Here is a 20502-nt window from a genome sequence, read left to right as displayed (position 1 = left end):
TTCCGCGCGCCTTTGAGGCGCGCGACCCCAGCCAACACCATCCTCGGAGGCAGCCCATGCGCATCCAATTTGACTTTATTGCCGTGCTGGAGCAGTGGCCGCTGCTGCTCAAGGGCGTGGGCTGGACGCTGCTGCTGACGCTGCTGGCCACGCTGATTGGCGCCGTGGTTGGCATCGCCTGCGCCTGGGTGCGCAGCCAGAATGCACCCGCGCCGCTGGCCCTCAAATGGCTGGTGGGAGCCTATGTGGAGCTGATCCGCAACACGCCTTTCATCGTGCAACTGTTCTTCATCTTTTTCGGCTTGCCCGCGCTGGGCTTCAAGCTATCGCCCCAGGTGGCTTCGGTGCTGGCCATGGTGATCAACCTGGGCGCCTACGCCACGGAAATCATCCGCGCCGGCATCGACGCCACACCCAAGGGGCAAATCGAAGCGGCCATGAGCCTGGCCTTGTCGCGCCTGCAGATCTTTACCCGGGTGGTGCTGCCGCCTGCCCTGAAAAAGGTCTGGCCGGCCATGGTCAGCCAGATCATCATCGTCATGCTGGGCTCGGCGGTGTGCGGACAGATTTCCACCGAAGAACTGAGCTACGCCGCCAACCTAATTCAGAGCCGCAATTTCCGCGCGTTCGAAGCCTTCATCATCGCCACCGCCATCTACCTGGCGCTGTCGGTGTCCATGCGCAAGCTGCTGAATTGGCTGGGCCCACGCTTCGTGTTTGGCCGCTAACCCCCAAGGATTTGCACCATGGTTGATTTTTCCGTTTGGGATATTTTTCGCAACCTGCTGCTGGCTGCGCGTTGGACGGTGGGGCTTTCGCTAATGGCCTTCATCGGCGGCGGTATCGTCGGCGCACTGCTGCTGGTGGCCCGGCTCAGCCAGGTCAAAGGCGTCGATAAGGCCGTAGGCGCCTATGTACAGGTGTTCCAGGGCACGCCGCTGCTGATGCAGCTTTTCCTGGCCTACTTTGGCATTGCCTTGTTTGGCGTCAATACCAGCGCCTGGGTGGCTGCCGCCACCGCATTGACGCTGTACACCAGCGCCTTTCTGACCGAAATCTGGCGTGGCTGCGTGGCCTCCATCCCCAAGGGGCAGTGGGAAGCGTCAGCCAGCCTGGCCTTGAGTTTTGGTGAACGCCTGCGCTACGTGGTGCTACCCCAGGCGGTGAAGATCGCCATCGCCCCGACTGTGGGTTTCCTGGTGCAGGTCATCAAGGGTACGGCCTTGGCCTCGGTGATCGGCTTCATCGAGCTGACCAAGGCCGGCACCATGATCACCAACGCCACTTTCAAACCCTTTGTGGTCTACAGCTGCGTGGCTCTGCTGTATTTCATTTTGTGTTTCCCCGTCAGTTTGTACGCCAAGATGCTTGAAAGGAAGCTGCATGCAGCCCGTCGCTAAACCCGTGTCCGCACCCGCGATCGTCGAAATCAAGGGCCTGCGTAAATCCTTTGGCAGCAACGAGGTGCTCAAGGGCATCGACCTGCAAGTCCAGCCCGGCGAGGTGATAGCCATCATCGGCAAAAGCGGCTCAGGCAAAAGCACACTGCTGCGCTGCATCAACGGGCTGGAGGAATTCCAGAGCGGCTCGCTCACCGTAGACAGCAAGCCCCTGCTGCATGACAACGCTCTGGCCATGCGTGCACTGCGCCAGCGCGTGGGCATGATCTTCCAGGGCTTCAATCTGTTCCCCCACCTCACGGTCGGCAAGAACGTGATGCTGGCTCCCCGCCTGGTGAAGCAGCAGGCCGAAGCACCCGGAATGGAGCAGGCCCGCAAGCTGCTGGCCCGCGTAGGCCTGGCCGAGAAGTTCGACGCCTGGCCCGACCAGCTCTCTGGCGGCCAGCAGCAGCGCGTGGCAATTGCCCGGGCTCTGGCCATGGAGCCGGCTGTGCTGCTATGCGATGAAATCACCTCCGCTCTCGACCCCGAGCTGGTGGGCGAGGTTCTGCGCGTAGTGGAAAGCCTGGCCGACGAGGGCATGACCCTGCTGATGGTGACCCACGAAATGAGCTTTGCCCGCAAGGTCAGCGACCGCGTGATTTTCATGCACCAGGGCCGTGTACACGAGATGGGGCCACCCAATGAGCTGTTCGGCAACCCGCAAACGCCAGAGCTGAAACAGTTCCTGTCCTCACTGCATGACTGACGCGCGCTATATATTTGATAGCTACTCGCGCAGATAGAATCTGCGCCAGGGCCACTTTTTATTCAAATCGATGAGCGCACGCACTGAACTTGCCGGCTTGCAACAAAGCCTGGACGCCTTGCGCAATGCAAGCCTGGACGTCCACGCGTTCAGTCAATCTGCACGGCAATGCCCGGACTTGCTGGCCGCCCTGCCCCCGCGCTACGGCGAGGTGTTGTTGGGCCTGCTGGATCGGCTGGAATCCAGCGCCCTGTTCAGTGAAGAAAGCTGCTCGTTCAGCCACACCGACCTGCACGACAGCCTGCAGATGTGGCTGGACAAGGCGGGCCGGCAGCTTTAGGCCATCGGCCCGGTTCCTACCGGCTACTCACGCCGGTGTTTGTTGCTGTCTTCCTGTTCTATCTGCTCCACCGCGGCTTCGAGTTTGCGGTAGGTGGCGACCAGCAGCTCCTGGCAGCTTAGGCGGTGGCCCGTGGAGCTGCGGTCGGCCTCCTTATTGATCAGTGCTGCGACGATGGTGGCAGCGGGTTGCAGAAGTTCGGTTCGCATATCGTCTCCTTTCACGTAGCCATGGGCTATTGCAAACCTGTTTGCGCGGGATTGCAACCGGGTACGCACTAGACTGTGTATAACTTTGTAGCGTCTTTACCTGGCCTGAAACCGGTCTTACACAAGCTGTGCTCCACGACATATTCGCTCGCCACTGGATTACCCTGCACGGCCTGATCGTCCTGCTGGGCCTGGGCATTTACGCTGCAGGCTCACACGCGCTGAAACAACGCCGCCATCCGTCCGCGGGTATCGCCTGGGTAGTCTCCCTGGTGCTTCTGCCCTATGTGGCCTTGCCGCTGTATCTGGTATTTGGCAGCCGAAAAGTTGTCAGTCCCAAGCGCCTGAGAAGGCCGCCTACAACCCCATCCAGCCACAATGCCCCGCCCGCCGAGGCCGAGCGGCTGGCCAGGGCACTGAGCCTGGGTGACGCGGCCTCGTTTAGCCAGTTGGCCGTGCACGCGCATGGCAGCCAGGCATTGGATGCCCTTCGGATGGGCATCCACGGCGCGCACCAGCGCCTGGACATCTGCACCTTCGTTTTGGGCAAGGATGTGCTGGGCGATGAGATCTGCGAATTGCTGGTGCGGCGCGCCCGTGAAGGCATCCAGGTACGGCTGCTACTAGACGGCATAGGGCGCTATCTGGGTGGCCCCGTCAAGCTGAACAAGCTGCGCGCTGCAGGTGTTCAGGTGGCCTTGTTCGTACCGCCGTTGCGCTCCCCCTTGCGCGGTCGTACCAATCTGCGCAACCACCGCAAGATGGTGCTAGCCGACGGGCAATGGTTGTGGTGCGGCGGGCGCAATCTGGCAGCCGAGTACTTTGAGGGCGACACCAGGTCGACCCAGACCTTCCGCAGCAAACCGGTCTGGATAGACCTTAGTTTTGATCTGCGCGGCGACCTGGCGCAGCAGGCGCAACAACGCTTCGACAGAGATTGGAACTTCGCCATCACTGGCGTGACCGAAGCCGCACCGCCACCCGCAACAGGCCTCGCCCACACTACGGGCTCACGGGCCCGCCTGGTGCCCAGTGGTCCGGACCAGACCGAGGACACGGTCTATACGCTGCTGGTGTCGGCCTGCTTCACAGCCAAAAGCCGCATACTGGCCGTAACGCCCTATTTCGTGCCCGACTCGACCTTGCTCGTGGCCATGGCCCTGGCAGCCCGACGCGGCGTGACCGTGACCCTGCTGATACCCGCCCATTCCAACCACCGTTTGGCCGATATTGCGCGCCACGCCGCGCTTCGCGAGCTCGCTGCATCAGGGGCTCACATATGGCTATCGCCGCATATGGTGCACGCCAAGGCCGTGCTCATCGATGAGGACATGGCACTGGTGGGTTCTTCCAATCTGGACGAGCGCAGCCTGTTCCTCAATTACGAACTGATGGTGGCCTTTTACGATGCGCCCGTGGTGCAGACCTTCGCCCAATGGATCGAACACCAGCTGGCCAATACCAAACCCTACAAACCACGCGCTCCCGGCCTGGCGCGCGAACTACTGGAAGCGGCGGTGCGCTGGGTAGCTTTTCAGCTCTAAAGGACAAATGCCCTGGTGAACAGGTCCACCAGGGCATGCATGCAGGTAATCGCGGCTTGCTTGCTTATTTACTTTCGGCCTTGGTATCGGTGAAGCGGCCGTAACTTTGCAGGCGGTCGTAACGGCGGTCCAGCAGTTCCTTGACCTTGAGATCACTGACCTGGCGGTACGCATCGTTCAAGGCGCGCTTGAGGAAGGCGGCCATCTGCTTGTGGTCACGGTGGGCGCCACCCACGGGCTCGTTCACGATCTTGTCCACCAGGCCCAGGGCCTTGAGGCGGTGCGCGGTAATACCCAGGGCGTCGGCTGCATCACCGGCTTTCTCAGAGGTCTTCCACAGGATGGAGGCACAACCTTCAGGGCTGATGACGGAATAGATGGAGTACTGCAGCATCACCACCTGGTCGCCCACCGAGATAGCCAGCGCGCCGCCAGAGCCGCCTTCGCCGATGATGGTGGTGATGATGGGCACTTCCAACTGCGCCATCTCGTAGATATTGCGGCCAATGGCTTCGGACTGGCCGCGCTCTTCCGCGTCAATGCCGGGGTAGGCACCGGGAGTATCCACAAAGGTGAACACCGGCAGCTTGAATTTCTCGGCGGTCTTCATCAGACGCAGCGCCTTGCGGTAGCCCTCGGGCTTGGTCATACCAAAGTTGCGCAGGCCACGCTCCTTGGTGTCGCGGCCCTTTTGGTGACCAATCACCATGCAAGCCGTACCGTTGAAGCGCGCCAGGCCGCCCACGATGCTCAGGTCATCGGCGAAGTGGCGGTCGCCGTGCATCTCGACGAAGTCGGTGAAGATTTCGTTGACATAGTCCAGCGTGTAGGGACGCTCGGCGTGACGGGCGATCTTGGTGATCTGCCAGGGCGTGAGGTTGCTGTAAATGTCTTTGGTGAGTTGTTGGCTCTTTTTGCTGAGCTGGTCGATTTCTTCCGAAATATCCACGGCAGACTCGGTCTGCACATAGCGCAGCTCTTCGATCTTGGTTTCGAGGTCGGAAATCGGTTGCTCGAAATCCAGAAATGTTCTTTTTGCCAAGGTCATTCTCCTAAGGTAGTGAGATAACTTTCAGGACTGGAGGTGCATCGCGCCCCAGTCCTGAAAGCTAGTAGGTGTTTATTTCGCCGCGTCCGCAGCAGGCACCGGGGCCAAAGACCGCCAAATATACCAAGTTGCCACGCTGCAGTAAGGTGCCCAGGCGGCAGCCACTTCGCGTGCGTCACTGCGGCTGACGGGGTCGCCCGAAAAATAATTCTGGCTGATGCCGCTGATCAGCCCCACATCGTCCAGCGGCAGCACGTTCGGCCGCATCATGTGGAAGATCAGGAACATCTCGGCCGTCCAGCGGCCGATGCCGCGTATGGCCACCAGCTCGGCAATGATGGCCTCGTCGTCCATATCCTCCCAGGCCTGGACATGCAGCTTGCCGGCATCGAAATGCAGGGCCAGGTCCACCAGGTATTCCACCTTGCGCGCGCTCAGGCCGGCGGCGCGCATATCGTCCACCTTGAGCTTGAGCACGCTCTGCGGAACCATCTGCTCAGGTAGTTTGACAAACTTGCCCCACACCGTTTGTGCCGCCTTGACCGATATCTGCTGGCCCACGACGCTGCGCGCCAATGTGGTGAAGGCATCGCCCCGGGTTTCCAGGCAGACATCGCCAAACTGGGGAATCAAGCGCTTCATCACCCGGTCTTTTTTCACCAGATGCTTGCGGGCATCTGCCCAGTAGGCCGGGGTGAATACGGTGGGGCTGTCTTTTACTATCTTTTTAGTAGCAGCCATCGCACATTCCACTTGCGCCAGCGGGCCAAATCATTCGCAAAAAAAGCACTACGCTGCCTCCCAGGTCGTGCCGCTGGCGGAGTCCTTGAGGGCAATGCCCTGGGCCAGTAGCTCCTGGCGAATACGGTCGGCTTCGGCAAAGTTGCGGGCGGCCTTGGCCTCCGCGCGCTGGACAATCAGCGCCTTGATGGCGACATCGTCCAGACCGGCACCAGCCTGCAAAAAGGCCTTGGCGCTGCCTTGCAGCAAACCCAGGGTTGCACCCAGGGCCTTCAAGAGGCCGGCCTGCGCTGGCGACTGACTGCGATTCACGTCGGATGCCAGGTCAAACAGCACGGCCAGGGCTTCCGGCGTGCCAAAGTCTTCGTCCATGGCGGCCTGGAAACGGGCAGCAAACGGCTGGGTCCAGTCCATCTGTGCCGGCACTTCGGGTTCGACCAGGCTGAGTGCGGTGTACAGGCGTTTCAGAGCGGTGCGTGCGTCGTCCAGATGGGCATCGCTGTAATTCAGCGGGCTGCGGTAATGGGTACGCACCAGGAAGAAACGCAGGGTTTCAGCGTCGTACTTCTGCAGCACGTCGCGGATGGTGAAGAAGTTGCCCAGGCTCTTGGACATCTTCTCGTTGTCCACCCGGACAAAACCGTTGTGCACCCAGAAGCGAGCCAAGGGCTTGCCCGACGCGCCTTCGCTCTGGGCGATTTCATTCTCGTGGTGCGGAAACTGCAGATCGGCACCACCACCGTGGATGTCGAAGCTTTCACCCAGGGTCTGGCAGGACATGGCCGAGCATTCAATATGCCAGCCGGGGCGGCCGGGGCCGAAGTCGCTGTCCCATTTGGCGTCGGTGGGCTCGGTGGGTTTGGCGGCTTTCCATAGGACGAAGTCCAGGGGATCTTCCTTGCCGTCCAGTACCGCCACGCGTTCACCTGCATGCAGTTCGTCCAACGACTTGCCGGACAACTTGCCGTAGCCCGGAAATTTGCGCACGGCGTAGTTCACATCGCCTTGCGGCGTGCGGTAGGCCAGGCCTTTCTGCTCCAGCATGCCGATCAGGTTGAGCATCTGCGGCACGTATTCCGTTGCACGCGGCTCGATGCTGGGCGGCTCTATGCCCAGCAGGCTGATGTCCTGGTGCATGGCCAGGGTCATCTCGTCGGTCAGGGCACGGATGGTGATGCCGCGCTGCACTGCACGGGCGATGATCTTGTCGTCGATATCGGTGATGTTGCGCACGTAGGTCACGCGCAAGCCGCTAGCCTTCAACCAACGCTGCACAACGTCAAACGCCATCATCATGCGGGCATGGCCGATGTGGCACAGATCGTAAATCGTCATGCCGCATACATACATGCGCACATGGCCTGGCTCGATCGGCGAAAACTCTTCCGTGGCACGCGAAAGCGTGTTGTATATGCGCAAACTCATGGAATCTAGGGTTGGCGCAGGACGCATGGTGGTCCTGCGGGCTTTTCACTGGGTAACACTGGACAAGGGAGGCAGCTTGAAATCCGCGCCTGGGTGGGGGCGGGTCCGTTATTGCGAAACCCCTGGGCTACAATCTTCCGAGTATATAGCCCTCGTTTGGGCCTGTCTTCGCATGCTTTTCAAGAGGCCCTATGCTGCACCCAAAGTTCCGTTTTTCTACTGTGCTACGCGTGCTGGCTGTTGGCGCCCTGGTGGCGACTTCGGCAGCTTACGCGGATGACTACAGCGATGTGAACCAGTTGCTACGCACCGGCAAACTGACAGAGGCACAGGCCAAAGTAGACCTGTACCTGGCTGTCAAGCCACGGGACCCGCAAATGCGCTTCTTGAAGTCTTCGGTGCAAAGCGCAGCAGGCCACCCCGCGGATGCAATCACCACCCTGACGGAGCTCACCCAGGAGTTCCCCGAACTGCCCGAACCCTATAACAATCTGGCCGTGCTGTACGCCGGACAGAACGATTTCGACAAGGCCCGTACAGCCCTGGAAATGGCGGTCCGCATCAACCCGAACTACGCCACCGCCCATGAAAATCTGGGCGATATCTACGCCAAGCTGGCGAGCCTGTCCTATAGCAAGTCGCTGCAGCTGAATGCCAACAATCCGCAAGCCTCCAAAAAAGTCGCTTTGCTGAAAGATGTGCTGACACCCGCTGCCGCCCCCAAAGCAAAGTAACTCTGCGTTCACGGCTGCAGTCTCATGAGGCTGCAGCGCCCTTTTTGCATAGCATTTCTACATGATGGCTTTTTCTACTTCCAAGCGCGCCTGGCTGACTGCCGGTGCCATCTGGGCTTGTGCCCTCGCCGCTCCCGCATTTTCCGCCGACGCGCCCCGGGTCAAATTTGCCACCTCCGTCGGCGACTTCGTGGTCGAGGTCTACCCCGACAAAGCACCCAAGACCGTGGCGAACTTCCTGCAATACGTGCAAGACAAACATTACGACGGCACCATCTTCCACCGTGTGATCGACGGCTTTATGGTCCAGGGCGGCGGCTTTACCCCCGACTTGCAGCAAAAGCCAACCCGCCCGCCCATTCCGCTGGAGGCCAATAACGGGCTGAAGAATGACCGTGGCACGATTGCCATGGCGCGTACCGGCAACCCCAACTCGGCCACCGCCCAGTTTTTCATCAATGTCAAAGACAATAGCAACCTGAACGCCCCCAGCCGGACGGCTACGGTTATGCAGTGTTTGGCAAAGTGGTGTCGGGTATGGACGTGATTGACAAGATCCGCACCAGCGCTACCGCCAGCAAGGGGCCGTTCCAGGACGTTCCCGTGACCACCATCAGCATCCGCACTGCCACTCCTCTCTAACTTTCCCGCCCGGGTTGCCAGGCGCCCCGGGATCACGAAAGCGCTTTCAACCTCCATAAGGAAAACCTGCCATGAGCAACCCCAAAGTCGAACTCCACATCGCCAACCGCGGCGTCATCACCCTTGAACTGGACCAGGAAAAGGCTCCCAAGTCGGTCGCTAACTTCCTGGCCTATGTGGCCAAGGGCCACTACAACAACACCGTGTTCCACCGCGTGATTCCTGGCTTCATGGTCCAGGGCGGAGGCTTCGAGCCCGGCATGAAGCAAAAGGGTACGGACGCCCCTATCGACAACGAAGCCAATAACGGCTTGAAGAATGACAACTACACCGTTGCCATGGCCCGCACCAGCGATCCGCATTCGGCTACGGCCCAGTTCTTCATCAACGTGGCCAACAACGGCTTCCTGAACCACACCGCAATCTCCAGCTCCGGCTGGGGCTATGCCGTGTTCGGCAAGGTCGTGTCCGGCACGGAAGTTGTGGACGGCATCAAGGCAGTGAAGACAGGTAACCGCGGCGGCCACGGCGATGTGCCCGTGGAAGACGTGGTCATCGAAAAAGCCGTCGCGCTGTAAGGACTGCATGGCGCCGACCTCCATCGCGCCAGCCTCGACCGTGCCTCCAGTGGCCGAGCTGCTAGCTCCTGCCCACTGGCGCACGGTCGATTGCATTTCAGACCTGCATTTGCAGGCCGCTGAGCCGGCCACCTTTGCTGCGTGGCAACGCTATATGGCAAGCACCACGGCCGATGCCGTCTTCATTCTGGGTGACTTGTTTGAAGTATGGGTGGGTGACGACGGTGTGGACGCCGATCCAACAGGGTTTGATGCGACCTGCCTACAGGTGCTACAAACAGCGTCCCAACAGCGTCCGATTTTCTTCATGCACGGCAACCGGGACTTTCTGTTCGGGCAGCGGGCTGCCGATGCCTGCCAGCTGACCCTGCTGGACGACCCTACGGTCTTGCAGTTCGCCGGGCAACGCTGGCTACTTAGCCATGGCGATGCCTTGTGCCTGGACGATGTGGATTACCTACAGTTCCGAGCAATGGTGCGTAGCCCCGCCTGGCAGAGCAATTTTCTGGCACAGCCTCTGGCGCAACGCCAGCAAATCGCCCGCAACATCCGCAGCCAGAGCGAAAACCGCAAACATAGCGGCGTGGTCAATGCCGACGTGGATGGCCCGGCAGCCTGCCAATGGCTGGCTGCGGCACGCGCCCGGGTGTTAGTACACGGCCATACCCACCGGCCGGCGCAACATGCGCTGAGCACAGACCTGGAGCGCTGGGTGCTTAGCGACTGGGACGCCGACGCCACACCCCCGCGTGGCGATGCCTTGCGTATTTCATTCAACGGCCTGGTACGCATCCAGATCGCTTAGAACCTGTTGGCTACAACGATCCATCACGGATCTTGCCGCGCAGTGCCTTGGTACTGGAACGCAGCCCCTTGCCCTCTAGCCGGCGTTGCTGCGAGCCGTAGGTAGGCTTGGTCGCTCGACGTACGCGGGGGGCTAATGCCACGGATTCCACCAGGGACTGCAGGCGTTGCAGGCCGTCGACCCGGTTCTGCTCCTGACTTCGGTGCTGCTGGGCTTTGATCACCACCACCCCCAACTGGGTGATGCGGGCATCCCGCAATGCCAGCAGGCGCTCCTTAACATCCTCCGGCAAGGAGGACGCCCGCACGTCAAAGCGCAGATGTACCGCACTCGACACCTTGTTGACGTTCTGCCCGCCTGCCCCCTGGGCACGGACAGCCGTGATTTCGACCTCCGCTGGATCGATGGCCAGGGGACGGAAATGCATCACGGCCCCGTCAGTTGGACGGCACCTGACACCGTCACCTGCACGGTGCTGCGGCCGGCCTCGGTTGGCACTGGCATATCGGACTCCATCAATTTGGCACTCATGGCCATGGGACGCATACGGGGTGTGGGACCGGTGTCATTGGTGTTCACAGAAACCTCGCGCAAGCTGTAGCCGCTAAAACCAAAACCCTTGGCAATGTCCCGGGCTTTGGATTTGAACTGCTCAATGGCGAGCAATTGCGCATCGCCCTCGACTTGTGCTCGCTGGCTGCGGCTGAGGCTGAAAGCCACATTCGACATAGTCAAAGTATTGATCTTGCCGGCAGTGCTGGCGATGCGGCTGAAGTCTCGTCCTTCCAGCACCAACTCGGTTGTGCCCACCCATCCCTGGATTTTGCCGTCCTTGCCATAGCGCGGCGACAAACTGAAATTGCCCGTGTGCAAGTCCAGTTGGCCGGCTTGGGCATATTTCTTGGCCTCGACCAATGCACTATCCAGGGCCACTTTCAGCTGATTTTGCAAAACAACGGCGTCCGCACCGTCGCGGCTGGTTGCCAACACAACGGTCAGCCAGTCCTGCTGAACTTCCACTGCACCACTGGCAGATAACTGCACCACATTGTGTAGCGGGGCAACACTCGTTGACTCCTGGGGAAATACCGGGCGCGCGCATATTAAAAATAGGCCTACAGCTATAAATTTAGTAGCAATTAATGGGGTTTTTTGCATTGTTTCCTTGGGGTGTGGATATCGAAAATCGGGCCGAAAAGCACATCCCATTTTTGGTGAAAATGCTACAAAACCAGGCCGCTAAGGGCCTGCAAAAGTTGTAACAGTCTGTCAGAAGCCACCGTTATCCAGGATTTTCCGTTGTTACACACTGCAGAATCCCCCCTTGTTACATATTTACAGTACACGGACTATGAACCAGACTGCCAGCCGACCCGACAAGATCTTGGTTGTCGATGACGACTCCCGAATTCGCGATTTGCTGCGCCGCTACTTGGTGCAAGAAGGCTTTGAAGTCATGCTGGCCGAAGACGGCAAAGCATTAAGTCGCATCATGTTGCGCGACACGGCCGATTTGATTGTGCTGGATTTGATGATGCCCGGCGAAGACGGTTTGAGCATTTGCCGTCGCCTGCGCGCCAGCAATGACCGCACACCCATCATCATGTTGACCGCCAAGGGCGAAGACATTGACCGTATCGTAGGCCTGGAAGTAGGCGCAGACGACTACCTGGGTAAGCCCTTCAACCCGCGTGAGCTGCTGGCCCGCATCCATGCTGTATTGCGCCGTCGCCCGACCAAGGAAGCACCCGGAGCACCATCGATAGACAACGAAATCATCAATTTCGGCCCGTTTGCGTTCGACCTGGGCTCCCGCACCTTGAACCGCAACGGTGAAGAACTCCCCCTGACCACCGGTGAATTCGCCATGCTCAAAGCGCTGGTTCGCCACCCGCGCCAGCCACTGTCACGCGAAAAACTGGCATTGCTGGCCCGTGGCCGCGAATTCGAGCCTTTCGATCGCAGCTTGGACGTGCAGGTATCACGCCTGCGCAAATTGGTGGAGGTAGATGCTGCAGCACCCCGCTTCATCCAGACGGTCTGGGGCGTGGGCTATGTATTCGTACCCGATGGTGCGGGTTAATCCATTTTGAGAAAAGCTCCGCTGACCGGCCAGTCTTCCAGCTACCGCGCTGGCGGGTCCAACCAGATCGACGCCAGTGCTCCTGCACCGCTGGAGGCGCGTAATAAGAAGTCACATCTGTCGCGCCAGATGGTCGTCGTCAGCCTGTTCTGGCGTACCTTCTTTTTATTGGCGGCGCTGCTCATGGGCAGCATGCTTGCTTGGCTGATGACACTGCGGGCGCTCGACTTCGCACCGCGTGCCATCCAGGCAGCGCAGCAGATCGCCTCGCAAGTTAACCTCAGCCGCGCAGCGCTGCTGCATACCGACCCGATAGCGCGGGTCTCGTTGATCAAGGCCATGGCCGAACAAGAGGGCTTGCGCATCCTGCCGCGTGAGCCGACCGACCAGTTTCAACCCTTTGACCACGACAGCCTGAGCGAGCGCATCGCGCAAGAACTCAAAAACCTGCTTGGCCCGACGACTGTTGTCGCCCGTAGCGTCAACGGGGTGGAAGGGCTGTGGATTGGCTTTCAAATCAATGGCGACCCCAACTGGTTGCAGCTGGACCGTGAACGCTTCAATCCCGCCAGCAACAAGACCTGGCTGATCTGGCTGCTGACCATCGGCGGCCTATCCTTGGCTGGTGCCGCCCTGATTGCCCGCCTCATCAACCGCCCGTTGAAGCAGTTGTCGTTCGCCACCAGCCGCGTGCGTGAAGGTGACTTTGACGCCAGCCACCTGGATGAGCGCGGCGTGACCGGTGAAATCCGCGAGGTGAATATTGGATTCAACCGCATGGCGCAAAAGCTGGCCAAGATTGAACAGGACCGCGTGGTCATGCTAGCCGGCATATCGCATGATCTGCGCACGCCGCTGGCACGACTGCGCCTGGAAACCGAAATGAGTGTGGGCGACTACGATGCCCGTGAACACATGGTGGCCGACATCGAGCAACTGGATGCCATCATCGATAAATTCCTGGACTACGCGCGGCCAGACCATGTGGAGCTCAAAACGGTGTCGCTGAATGCGGTGATCGAGTCCAGCCTGTATGCCGTGCGCGAATACGAGGATATGCGCATCAATCTCAATGTGGATGAGGCTTTGATGGTGCTGGCCGACGAGGTGGAGCTGACGCGTGTGATCTCCAACCTGCTGGAGAACGCGCGCCGCTATGGCAAATCCGAGAGCTCCGGCATTGCCGAAGTGGACATTGCCGCCAAATCACGGGATGACTGGGTACTGTTGAAAGTGCGCGACCACGGCCAGGGCGTCAACCCTGAGCAATTGGACAATCTACTAAAACCCTTCTTCCGAGGTGATGCGGCCCGCACGGCAGCCACGGGAGCCGGCCTGGGCTTGTCGATTGTGGACAAAGCCATACAGCGCATGGGTGGGGAGTTTGAATTGGCCAATAGCTCGTCGGGTGGTCTGGCAGCCCACATCAAGATGCAAAGGTCCAACAAACCCCGGTTGTCCTCAGTACAGTAGTACGACCGCCCGCGCCTCGATACTCTGCCCCAGGCCCACAGGCCCCATCTTCTCGGCTGTTTTGGCCTTGATATTGATCTGATCCAATTCCAGCCCGAGCGCTGCAGCAATGCGTTCACGCATGGCTGGAATGTGCGGCATCATCTTCGGTGCCTGGGCAATGATGGTGCTGTCGATATTGCCAATCCTATAGCCCTTGGCCTGCACACGGCGCACAGCATCGACCAGCAGCACCAATGAATCGGCACCTTTGAATTGCGGGTCGGTATCTGAAAAATGTGTGCCGATGTCGCCCAGCGCAGCGGCGCCCAGTACCGCATCGGTGATGGCATGCAGCAAGGCATCTGCATCCGAATGGCCCAGCAGCCCCATGGTGTGGGGGATTTCAACGCCACCCAATATCAGCTTACGCCCAGCTACCAGGGCGTGGACGTCCCAGCCCTCTCCGATCCGAAACTGCATTAAAAACTCCTGGAAGATAAACGACTGAGCAGCACAACCTCAGCCAGCGCAAAGTCGTCAGGATACGTTACCTTGAAATTCTGGGCACTGCCCGGCACCAGTTTGGGTGCCAAGCCCATGGCCTCGATGGCGCTGGACTCGTCCGTCACCTCGGCCCCTGCAGACTGCAGCGCCTGCGACAACATGCCAATGCGAAACATCTGCGGGGTTTGGGCCAACCATTTGTCGTTGCGCGGCAAGGTGCCTGCCACACGGCCCTGATCTTCGCTTTTCAGTGTGTCGGCCAGCTTGTGCGCCAGCAAGCCACCCACAGCATCCGCTTCACAGGCATCTATGAGTGCATCGATTTGCGCCGGAGTGATGAGGCAGCGCGCAGCGTCGTGTACCAGCACCCAGTCATGGCCTTGAGCGCCTTGCTCAAACAGATCGTGCAAGCCATTGAAAACCGATTCGGCCCGGGTCGCACCACCGCAATCAGACACCACACAAGTTGAACTTTGGTGCTCAAAAAAGTCGTCCCCCATCGCCACCACCACCAGCACGTCGGTAATCCGTGGCACGCTGGCAAAGGCAGCCAGGGTGTGCATCACCATAGGCTGGCCAGCAACAAGCTGGTACTGCTTAGGGGTTGGCGCGGCACCGGCTACAAGGGCTCGGCTACCCACACCAGCACAAGGAATCAGGACAAAAAAACGGGGTACTGCAGGTAGGGTATCGGTAGACATTGCCTGCATTCTAAAATCAGTCTCATCCACACCCCCCGCCCTCGCGCCGGGGGGTGTTTTTGCATTCCAGAATCAAAGCCTACTGCAGCCCATGGACCTCCCCAAACTCACCCCCGGCAAACGCTATACCCTGCCCCGCCCTCAAGGCTCGGCCGACGCGGTGTTGCTGGCCCAACTGGCCCTGCGGGAAAAAGCCAAGGGTGCGCTGACGGCGATCTTCACCTCCGACGCCAGTGACGCCCAGCGGCTGATGGAAGAAATCGTCTTCTTTGCGCCCAGCCTGCGCTGCGCGATGTTCCCCGACTGGGAAACCCTGCCTTACGACACGTTTTCACCGCACCAGGATCTGATCAGCGAGCGCCTAGCAACGCTGTGGCGCATCAGCCAGCGCGACAAGGACACAGGCGCCGACGTGGTCATAGTTCCGGCCACCACAGCGCTTTACCGGCTGGCGCCGCCCAGCTTTATGGCCGGCTACACCTTCCAGTTCAAGACCAAGCAGAAGCTGAACGAAGCCAAGTTGAAAGCCCAGCTGACCCTGGCCGGCTACAGCCATGTAACCCAGGTGGTCAGCCCCGGGGAGTACGCAGTGCGCGGCGGCCTGATCGATCTGTTCCCCATGGGCAGCGCCGTGCCCTACCGCGTGGATCTGTTCGATGACGAGATCGACAGCATCCGCACTTTCGACCCGGACAGCCAGCGCAGCTTGTACCCTGTGCCTGAAGTACGTCTGCTGCCGGGCCGTGAGTTCCCGATGGACGATGACGCCCGCACCAAGTTCCGCAGCCGCTGGCGCGAACTGCTGGACGGCGACCCAACGAAGAGCCGCATCTACAAGGACATGGGCAATGGCGTGGCCACCGCCGGCATCGAGTACTACCTTCCGCTATTCTTTGAAGACACAGCCACCGTGTTCGACTACATAGGCGCCGACGCCACTGTCGTGTTGCACGGGGACCTGGAGCCATCAATCCTGCGCTTCTGGCAGGACACCAAAGAGCGCTACCGCCTGGTGCAAGGCGATATCGACCGCCCCGCCCTGCCGCCCGAGGCGCTGTTCCTGGGCACCGAGCAGTTCTACGCGCTGACCAACCAGCACGCCCAGCTGGCGCTGCGCACGGTGGAAAGCAGCAGCGACACCGGCTTCGAAGCCCTGCCGGTGCTGTCGGTGGCGCGCGGCGCCGAAGACCCGCTGACCCAGCTGAAGATGCACATCCAGCGCACGCCGCACCGCGTGCTGCTGCTGGCCGAAAGCAATGGCCGGCGCGAAAGCCTGCTGGACCTGCTGCGCGCCAGCCAGGTGAACCCGCCGGCCTTTGACTCGCTGGAAGACTTCCAGACCAGCAGCGAAAAAGTCGGCATCGCCACCGCCGCACTGAACAACGGCTTCAGCTGGCTGGCCGAGGCCATCGACTTCGTCACCGAGACCGAGCTATTCGCCGCCGGCCCGACCACGCGCCGCCGCAAGAAGCAAGAACAGGTCAGTGACGTCGAAGCGCTGATCAAGGACCTGAGCGAGCTGAGCCTGGGCGACCCGGTGGTCCACTCAGCCCATGGCATCGGTCGCTACAAAGGCCTGGTGCACCTGGACCTGGGCCAGGGCAAGAATGTCGATGGCACGCCGGTGTTGCAGGAATTTTTGTTCCTGGAGTATGCCGACAAGGCCACGCTGTATGTGCCGGTCAGCCAGCTGCAGCACATCAGCCGCTACACCGGCGTCAGCGCCGACGAGGCGCCGCTGCACCGCCTCGGCTCGGGCCAGTGGGAAAAGGCCAAGCGCAAGGCCGCCGAACAGGTACGCGATTCGGCCGCCGAGCTGCTGAACATCTACGCCCGCCGCGCGGCCCGCGAAGGCCATGCGTTCCGCTATTCGCCCAACGACTACGAGGTGTTTGCCAACGACTTCGGATTCGAAGAAACGCCGGACCAGAAGGCAGCGATCCATGCCGTCATCCAGGACATGATCAGCCCACGCCCCATGGACCGTCTGGTCTGCGGCGATGTCGGCTTCGGCAAGACCGAGGTGGCCTTGCGCGCCGCCTTCATCGCCATCACCGGCGGCAAGCAGGTAGCGCTGCTGGCGCCCACCACCCTGCTGGCCGAGCAGCACTACCAGACCCTGGTGGACCGCTTCGCCAAATGGCCGGTCAAGGTGGCCGAGGTATCGCGCTTCCGCTCGGGCAAGGAAATCACTGCCGCTCTCAAAGGCATAGCAGAAGGTGGCGTGGATATTGTGGTGGGCACGCATAAGCTATTGAGTGAATCGACCAAGTTCGCGAACCTGGGCCTGCTGATCATCGACGAGGAGCACCGCTTTGGCGTGCGCCACAAAGAGCAGATGAAAGCGCTGCGGGCGGAAATCGACGTGCTGACCCTGACCGCCACGCCAATCCCGCGCACCCTGGGCATGGCGCTCGAAGGCCTGCGTGACCTGAGCGTGATCGCCACCGCGCCCCAGCGCCGGCTGGCTATCAAGACCTTTGTGCGCTCCGAGAGCAATGGCGTGATCCGCGAGGCGGTGCTACGTGAGCTGAAGCGCGGCGGCCAGGTCTACTTTCTGCACAACGAAGTCGAGACCATTGAGAACCGCCGGCAAAAGCTCGAAGAGCTGCTGCCCGAGGCCCGCATCGCCGTGGCCCACGGCCAGATGCCCGAGCGCCAGCTGGAATCCGTGATGCGCGACTTCGTGGCCCAGCGTTTCAACCTGCTGCTGTGCTCAACGATTATCGAGACCGGTATCGACGTGCCCAGCGCCAACACCATCGTCATGGCCCGGGCCGACAAGTTCGGCCTGGCCCAGCTGCACCAGCTGCGCGGTCGCGTCGGCCGCAGCCACCACCAGGCTTATGCCTATCTGATGGTGCCGGATCTGGAAGGCCTCACCAAACAGGCCAGCCAGCGCCTGGACGCGATCCAGAAGATGGAAGAGCTGGGCTCTGGCTTCTACCTGGCGATGCACGATCTGGAAATCCGCGGCGCCGGCGAGGTGCTGGGCGAAAACCAGAGCGGCAATATGCTGGAAGTCGGCTTCCAGCTGTACAACGAGATGCTGAACGAAGCCGTGCGCTGCCTGAAGGCCGGCATCGAGCCCGATCTGCTGAGCCCGCTCAGCGTCACGACGGAAATCAACCTGCACGCCCCGGCCCTGCTGCCGAACGACTACTGCGGCGATGTGCACCTGCGGCTCAGCTTCTACAAAAAGCTGGCCACGGCCAAGACCACCGACCAGATCGACGCACTGCTGGAAGAAATCGTCGACCGCTTCGGCAAGCTGCCCGCCCAGGCGCAGACCCTGATCGACGGCCACCGCCTGCGGGTGCTGGCACGGCCCTATGGCGTAGTCAAGGTGGATGCGGCGCCCGGCGTGATCAACATCACCTTTAAGACCAATCCGCCGATTGAGCCGATGCGCATCATCGACCTGATCCAGAAGAACAAGCACATCAAGCTGGCCGGCAACGAAAAGCTGCGCATTGAACGCGAACTGCCAGAGCCCAAAGACCGCGCGCAGATGGTGCGAGATGTGTTGCGTAGCCTGGGGCAGCCCATCCAGGTGGAAGCAGTCGCTTCTTAGGTCATGCGTCACATATAAAAGCGACCAGAAGCCGAGATAATCAAAAGTCCATTGCGCCCCAAGCCAGGGGCTTAACTCTCCAATGTCAGGAGCCCTTAAAAGCATGTCGACCGTCAGCTCGCTTCTTCAACCTATCAGCGATGCACACCCTTGCGGTGAGGATCTTTCTTTCTCCCCAGAACTGGATGCCATTGCACAAGCACGCCGCTTTGACGACCCCACTCTGGACCAGGGTGAGTGGGTTACCACGCTCAAAGAAGCGGATTGGAATGCAGTAGTGCAACTTTGTACTTCGCTGCTCTCCACCAGAAGCAAAGATCTACGGTTGGCTGTATGGTTTACCGAAGCAAGCGCTAAAACCCAACGCTTTCGTGGCTTGGGCGATGGTTTCAGCCTGATTAGCGGCCTATGTGATAGCTATTGGGCCGACATACACCCCCTGGCCGAAGATGACGACCAGGACATACGGGTTGGCAACCTGAGTTGGATTCTGGCGCGTGCGGTACCGCTGCTACGCGAGATGCCGCTGACCGAAGGCAAGGACTCGGCGTTTTCCCTGGCTGATTTTGAATCAGCACGCACACGCGCCGTGCAGGCCGAAAAAATCATCGCTGCAGGTGGACGTCCGGAAGAAGGCTTAAAGCTGGCCACCTTAGAAGCAGCTCGGCACAAAAGCTCGCGCAAATTTTACGAGGAGCTGCTTGCCGATTCGCAGTACTGCCTGGACGCGTTGCAGCAAATGGAAAAGTCGGTCGATGCACGCCTTGGCATGGATGGCCCGACGTTCTCTGCTGCAAAGAATAGCCTGGACCAGGTAATGCGCACCATCGCCCGCTTTGCGGCCGATATCGGCATCCAAGCCGCCCCTACTGAAGAAGCTGAAACCGCAGTAACCGAGCCGCTACCTACTACTACAACTCTCGCCACTATGCGCAATGGCCCCATACAGAACCGGACCCAGGCTTTAGCACAACTACGTGCAGTGGCAGAATTCTTTAGGCAAACGGAACCCCATAGCCCTGTTGCCTATCTGGCAGAAAAGGCTGCACACTGGGGTGACTTGCCCTTGCATGCCTGGCTGAAAACAGTCATCAAAGACAGCGCATCCATGGCGCATATCGAAGAACTGTTGGGTTTGCAGATGCCGCCCGCCGATGGGCACTAAGAACCTCATCGGCTGAAGCGTTACTGTTTACTGCGCAATTCGGAATTCGATGCGCCGATTGCGGGCACGACCGTCGGTCGTATCGTTGCTGGCTACGGGTCGGTCGGGGCCTTGCCCAGAGGTGGATAGCAGCGCGACATTGATGCCCTTAGATCCCAGATAAATTTTTACCGCGTCTGCACGCGCCTGGCTTAATGCCAGATTGCTGGCCCGCAGCCCCTTGTCATCGGTATGACCGATGATTTCCACCTTGCGGTCCTTGAGTTTTTGCAAGGCAAGAGCCATCTCATCCAGAATGGTCTTACCAGCAGGCGTCAGTGTCGTCTGGCCGCTTTCGAACTCCACAATCCGGTTGGCCAAAGTACTATCCAAAATGCCCTGTTCCGACGCCGATACGCGCAGTCCATTGTTGACGGTATAGGTCGGATTGAGACTGGTGGCAATCGCACTGGCTACCTGTTGACGCTGTGCTTCGTTCGCCACTTCCCCATGCACGCTGACGGCCGTACCATCAATCTTGAGCTGACCACGGCTGACGAACTTGAGATTGGGGCCGATAATTTTCTGCACATAAGTACTCCAATTGGCAGGGGACACGACAGAACCGATAGCAATTTGGTCCACCACCTTATCTGCACCATATAACTCGCGCAGTCGTGCCAACACACTGGATTTGGTAGCTTCGTCCGGCACTGTGCCAGCAGCCAAAACCTGACCAGGATTTGGCGTAACAACAGGAGGAGCTACTGTTTGCGCGCCGATCCAGCTCGGAATCAAAAAAAGAAAAAACCACAGGCGACGCATGG

21 protein-coding genes and 1 pseudogene are annotated in these 20502 nt (G+C 60.1%); 13 read left to right on the top strand and 9 right to left on the bottom strand.

The window, feature by feature from the left end; all coding sequences use genetic code 11:
* Positions 1-56: 56 nt before the first annotated feature.
* The 4 genes from AC07R0_RS09350 (at position 57) to AC07R0_RS09335 (ending at position 2488) form a co-directional block, all read left to right on the top strand.
* Positions 57-728: an amino acid ABC transporter permease gene (locus AC07R0_RS09350; protein ID WP_495076107.1), complete on the top strand. Its 672-nt coding sequence runs from the start codon at positions 57-59 to the stop codon at positions 726-728.
* An 18-nt stretch (positions 729-746) separates the two neighbouring features.
* Positions 747-1400, top strand: a complete 654-nt coding sequence (locus AC07R0_RS09345) for an amino acid ABC transporter permease (protein WP_495076108.1) — start codon at positions 747-749, stop codon at positions 1398-1400.
* Complete coding sequence (locus AC07R0_RS09340) at positions 1384-2148, top strand: amino acid ABC transporter ATP-binding protein (protein WP_495076109.1); 765 nt, start codon at positions 1384-1386, stop codon at positions 2146-2148. Before AC07R0_RS09345 ends, AC07R0_RS09340 begins: the two co-directional genes overlap by 17 nt.
* A 70-nt stretch (positions 2149-2218) precedes the next feature.
* The gene (locus AC07R0_RS09335; RefSeq protein WP_495104587.1) at positions 2219-2488 is read left to right on the top strand and encodes a hypothetical protein; all 270 of its coding nucleotides are present in this window, start codon (positions 2219-2221) and stop codon (positions 2486-2488) included.
* 23 nt (positions 2489-2511) lie between these two features.
* Here AC07R0_RS09335 and AC07R0_RS09330 read toward each other — a convergent pair whose 3' ends face one another.
* A complete protein-coding gene (locus tag AC07R0_RS09330) occupies positions 2512-2697 on the bottom strand; it encodes a hypothetical protein (RefSeq protein WP_495076111.1) in 186 nt (61 codons plus the stop codon).
* A gap of 128 nt (positions 2698-2825) precedes the next feature.
* Here AC07R0_RS09330 and AC07R0_RS09325 point away from each other — a divergent pair, with 128 nt between their 5' ends.
* Complete coding sequence (locus AC07R0_RS09325; RefSeq protein ID WP_495104586.1) at positions 2826-4241, top strand: phospholipase D-like domain-containing protein; 1416 nt, start codon at positions 2826-2828, stop codon at positions 4239-4241.
* A 64-nt stretch (positions 4242-4305) separates the two neighbouring features.
* On the opposite strand, the gene AC07R0_RS09320 is transcribed toward AC07R0_RS09325, so the two are convergent.
* The 3 genes from AC07R0_RS09320 to cysS all read right to left on the bottom strand — a co-directional run bounded on the left by AC07R0_RS09320 (position 4306) and on the right by cysS (position 7455).
* Positions 4306-5283 carry an acetyl-CoA carboxylase carboxyltransferase subunit alpha gene (locus AC07R0_RS09320; protein WP_495076113.1) on the bottom strand — a complete coding sequence of 326 codons (978 nt, stop codon included), beginning with the start codon at positions 5281-5283 and terminating at the stop codon, positions 4306-4308.
* A gap of 78 nt (positions 5284-5361) precedes the next feature.
* Complete coding sequence (locus AC07R0_RS09315) at positions 5362-6030, bottom strand: DNA-3-methyladenine glycosylase family protein (RefSeq protein ID WP_495076114.1); 669 nt, start codon at positions 6028-6030, stop codon at positions 5362-5364.
* Between the two features lie 48 nt (positions 6031-6078).
* Complete coding sequence (gene cysS / locus AC07R0_RS09310) at positions 6079-7455, bottom strand: cysteine--tRNA ligase (RefSeq protein ID WP_495104585.1); 1377 nt, start codon at positions 7453-7455, stop codon at positions 6079-6081.
* A gap of 191 nt (positions 7456-7646) precedes the next feature.
* Between cysS and AC07R0_RS09305 the strand changes: the two genes are divergently transcribed.
* The 4 genes and pseudogenes from AC07R0_RS09305 to AC07R0_RS09290 all read left to right on the top strand — a co-directional run bounded on the left by AC07R0_RS09305 (position 7647) and on the right by AC07R0_RS09290 (position 10214).
* Complete coding sequence (locus tag AC07R0_RS09305; protein WP_495104584.1) at positions 7647-8189, top strand: tetratricopeptide repeat protein; 543 nt, start codon at positions 7647-7649, stop codon at positions 8187-8189.
* Between the two features lie 61 nt (positions 8190-8250).
* Positions 8251-8831, top strand: a pseudogene (locus AC07R0_RS09300) (peptidylprolyl isomerase).
* Between the two features lie 71 nt (positions 8832-8902).
* On the top strand, positions 8903-9409 hold the full coding sequence (locus AC07R0_RS09295) for a peptidylprolyl isomerase (RefSeq protein ID WP_495076118.1): 507 nt from the start codon (positions 8903-8905) through the stop codon (positions 9407-9409).
* Between the two features lie 7 nt (positions 9410-9416).
* Complete coding sequence (locus AC07R0_RS09290) at positions 9417-10214, top strand: UDP-2,3-diacylglucosamine diphosphatase (RefSeq protein ID WP_495104583.1); 798 nt, start codon at positions 9417-9419, stop codon at positions 10212-10214.
* Between the two features lie 10 nt (positions 10215-10224).
* Here the strand turns inward: AC07R0_RS09290 and arfB are convergent, their stop codons facing one another.
* Both arfB and AC07R0_RS09280 read right to left on the bottom strand, forming a co-directional pair.
* On the bottom strand, positions 10225-10641 hold the full coding sequence (gene arfB, locus AC07R0_RS09285) for an alternative ribosome rescue aminoacyl-tRNA hydrolase ArfB (protein ID WP_495104582.1): 417 nt from the start codon (positions 10639-10641) through the stop codon (positions 10225-10227).
* Positions 10641-11372 (bottom strand): SIMPL domain-containing protein, encoded by a 732-nt coding sequence (locus AC07R0_RS09280; protein WP_495104581.1) that lies wholly within the window; start codon positions 11370-11372, stop codon positions 10641-10643. Before AC07R0_RS09280 ends, arfB begins: the two co-directional genes overlap by 1 nt.
* Before the next feature lie 193 nt (positions 11373-11565).
* Here AC07R0_RS09280 and ompR point away from each other — a divergent pair, with 193 nt between their 5' ends.
* Positions 11566-12297, top strand: a complete 732-nt coding sequence (ompR, locus tag AC07R0_RS09275; protein ID WP_490594065.1) for an osmolarity response regulator transcription factor OmpR — start codon at positions 11566-11568, stop codon at positions 12295-12297.
* A 129-nt stretch (positions 12298-12426) separates the two neighbouring features.
* Positions 12427-13770: an ATP-binding protein gene (locus AC07R0_RS09270; protein ID WP_495104671.1), complete on the top strand. Its 1344-nt coding sequence runs from the start codon at positions 12427-12429 to the stop codon at positions 13768-13770.
* Here the strand turns inward: AC07R0_RS09270 and ispF are convergent.
* Both ispF and ispD read right to left on the bottom strand, forming a co-directional pair.
* Positions 13759-14232 (bottom strand): 2-C-methyl-D-erythritol 2,4-cyclodiphosphate synthase, encoded by a 474-nt coding sequence (gene ispF, locus AC07R0_RS09265; protein WP_495104580.1) that lies wholly within the window; start codon positions 14230-14232, stop codon positions 13759-13761. The genes AC07R0_RS09270 and ispF overlap by 12 nt on opposite strands.
* Positions 14232-14966, bottom strand: coding sequence for a 2-C-methyl-D-erythritol 4-phosphate cytidylyltransferase (gene ispD, locus AC07R0_RS09260; protein WP_495104579.1), 735 nt, complete (start codon positions 14964-14966; stop codon positions 14232-14234). The genes ispF and ispD overlap by 1 nt, the downstream gene beginning before the upstream one ends.
* A gap of 82 nt (positions 14967-15048) precedes the next feature.
* Between ispD and mfd the strand changes: the two genes are divergently transcribed.
* Both mfd and tssA read left to right on the top strand, forming a co-directional pair.
* A complete protein-coding gene (mfd, locus tag AC07R0_RS09255; RefSeq protein ID WP_495104578.1) occupies positions 15049-18531 on the top strand; it encodes a transcription-repair coupling factor in 3483 nt (1160 codons plus the stop codon).
* Between the two features lie 103 nt (positions 18532-18634).
* Positions 18635-19696, top strand: coding sequence for a type VI secretion system protein TssA (gene tssA / locus AC07R0_RS09250; RefSeq protein WP_495104577.1), 1062 nt, complete (start codon positions 18635-18637; stop codon positions 19694-19696).
* A gap of 27 nt (positions 19697-19723) precedes the next feature.
* Here tssA and AC07R0_RS09245 read toward each other — a convergent pair whose 3' ends face one another.
* The gene (locus AC07R0_RS09245) at positions 19724-20500 is read right to left on the bottom strand and encodes an OmpA family protein (protein ID WP_495104576.1); all 777 of its coding nucleotides are present in this window, start codon (positions 20498-20500) and stop codon (positions 19724-19726) included.
* Between the last annotated feature and the right edge of the window lie 2 nt (positions 20501-20502).

This window comes from Rhodoferax sp. GW821-FHT07F03, from assembly GCF_059418745.1.
The sequence above is the reverse complement of the archived record's forward strand: the minus strand, read 5'-3'. Positions and strand labels throughout refer to the sequence as shown.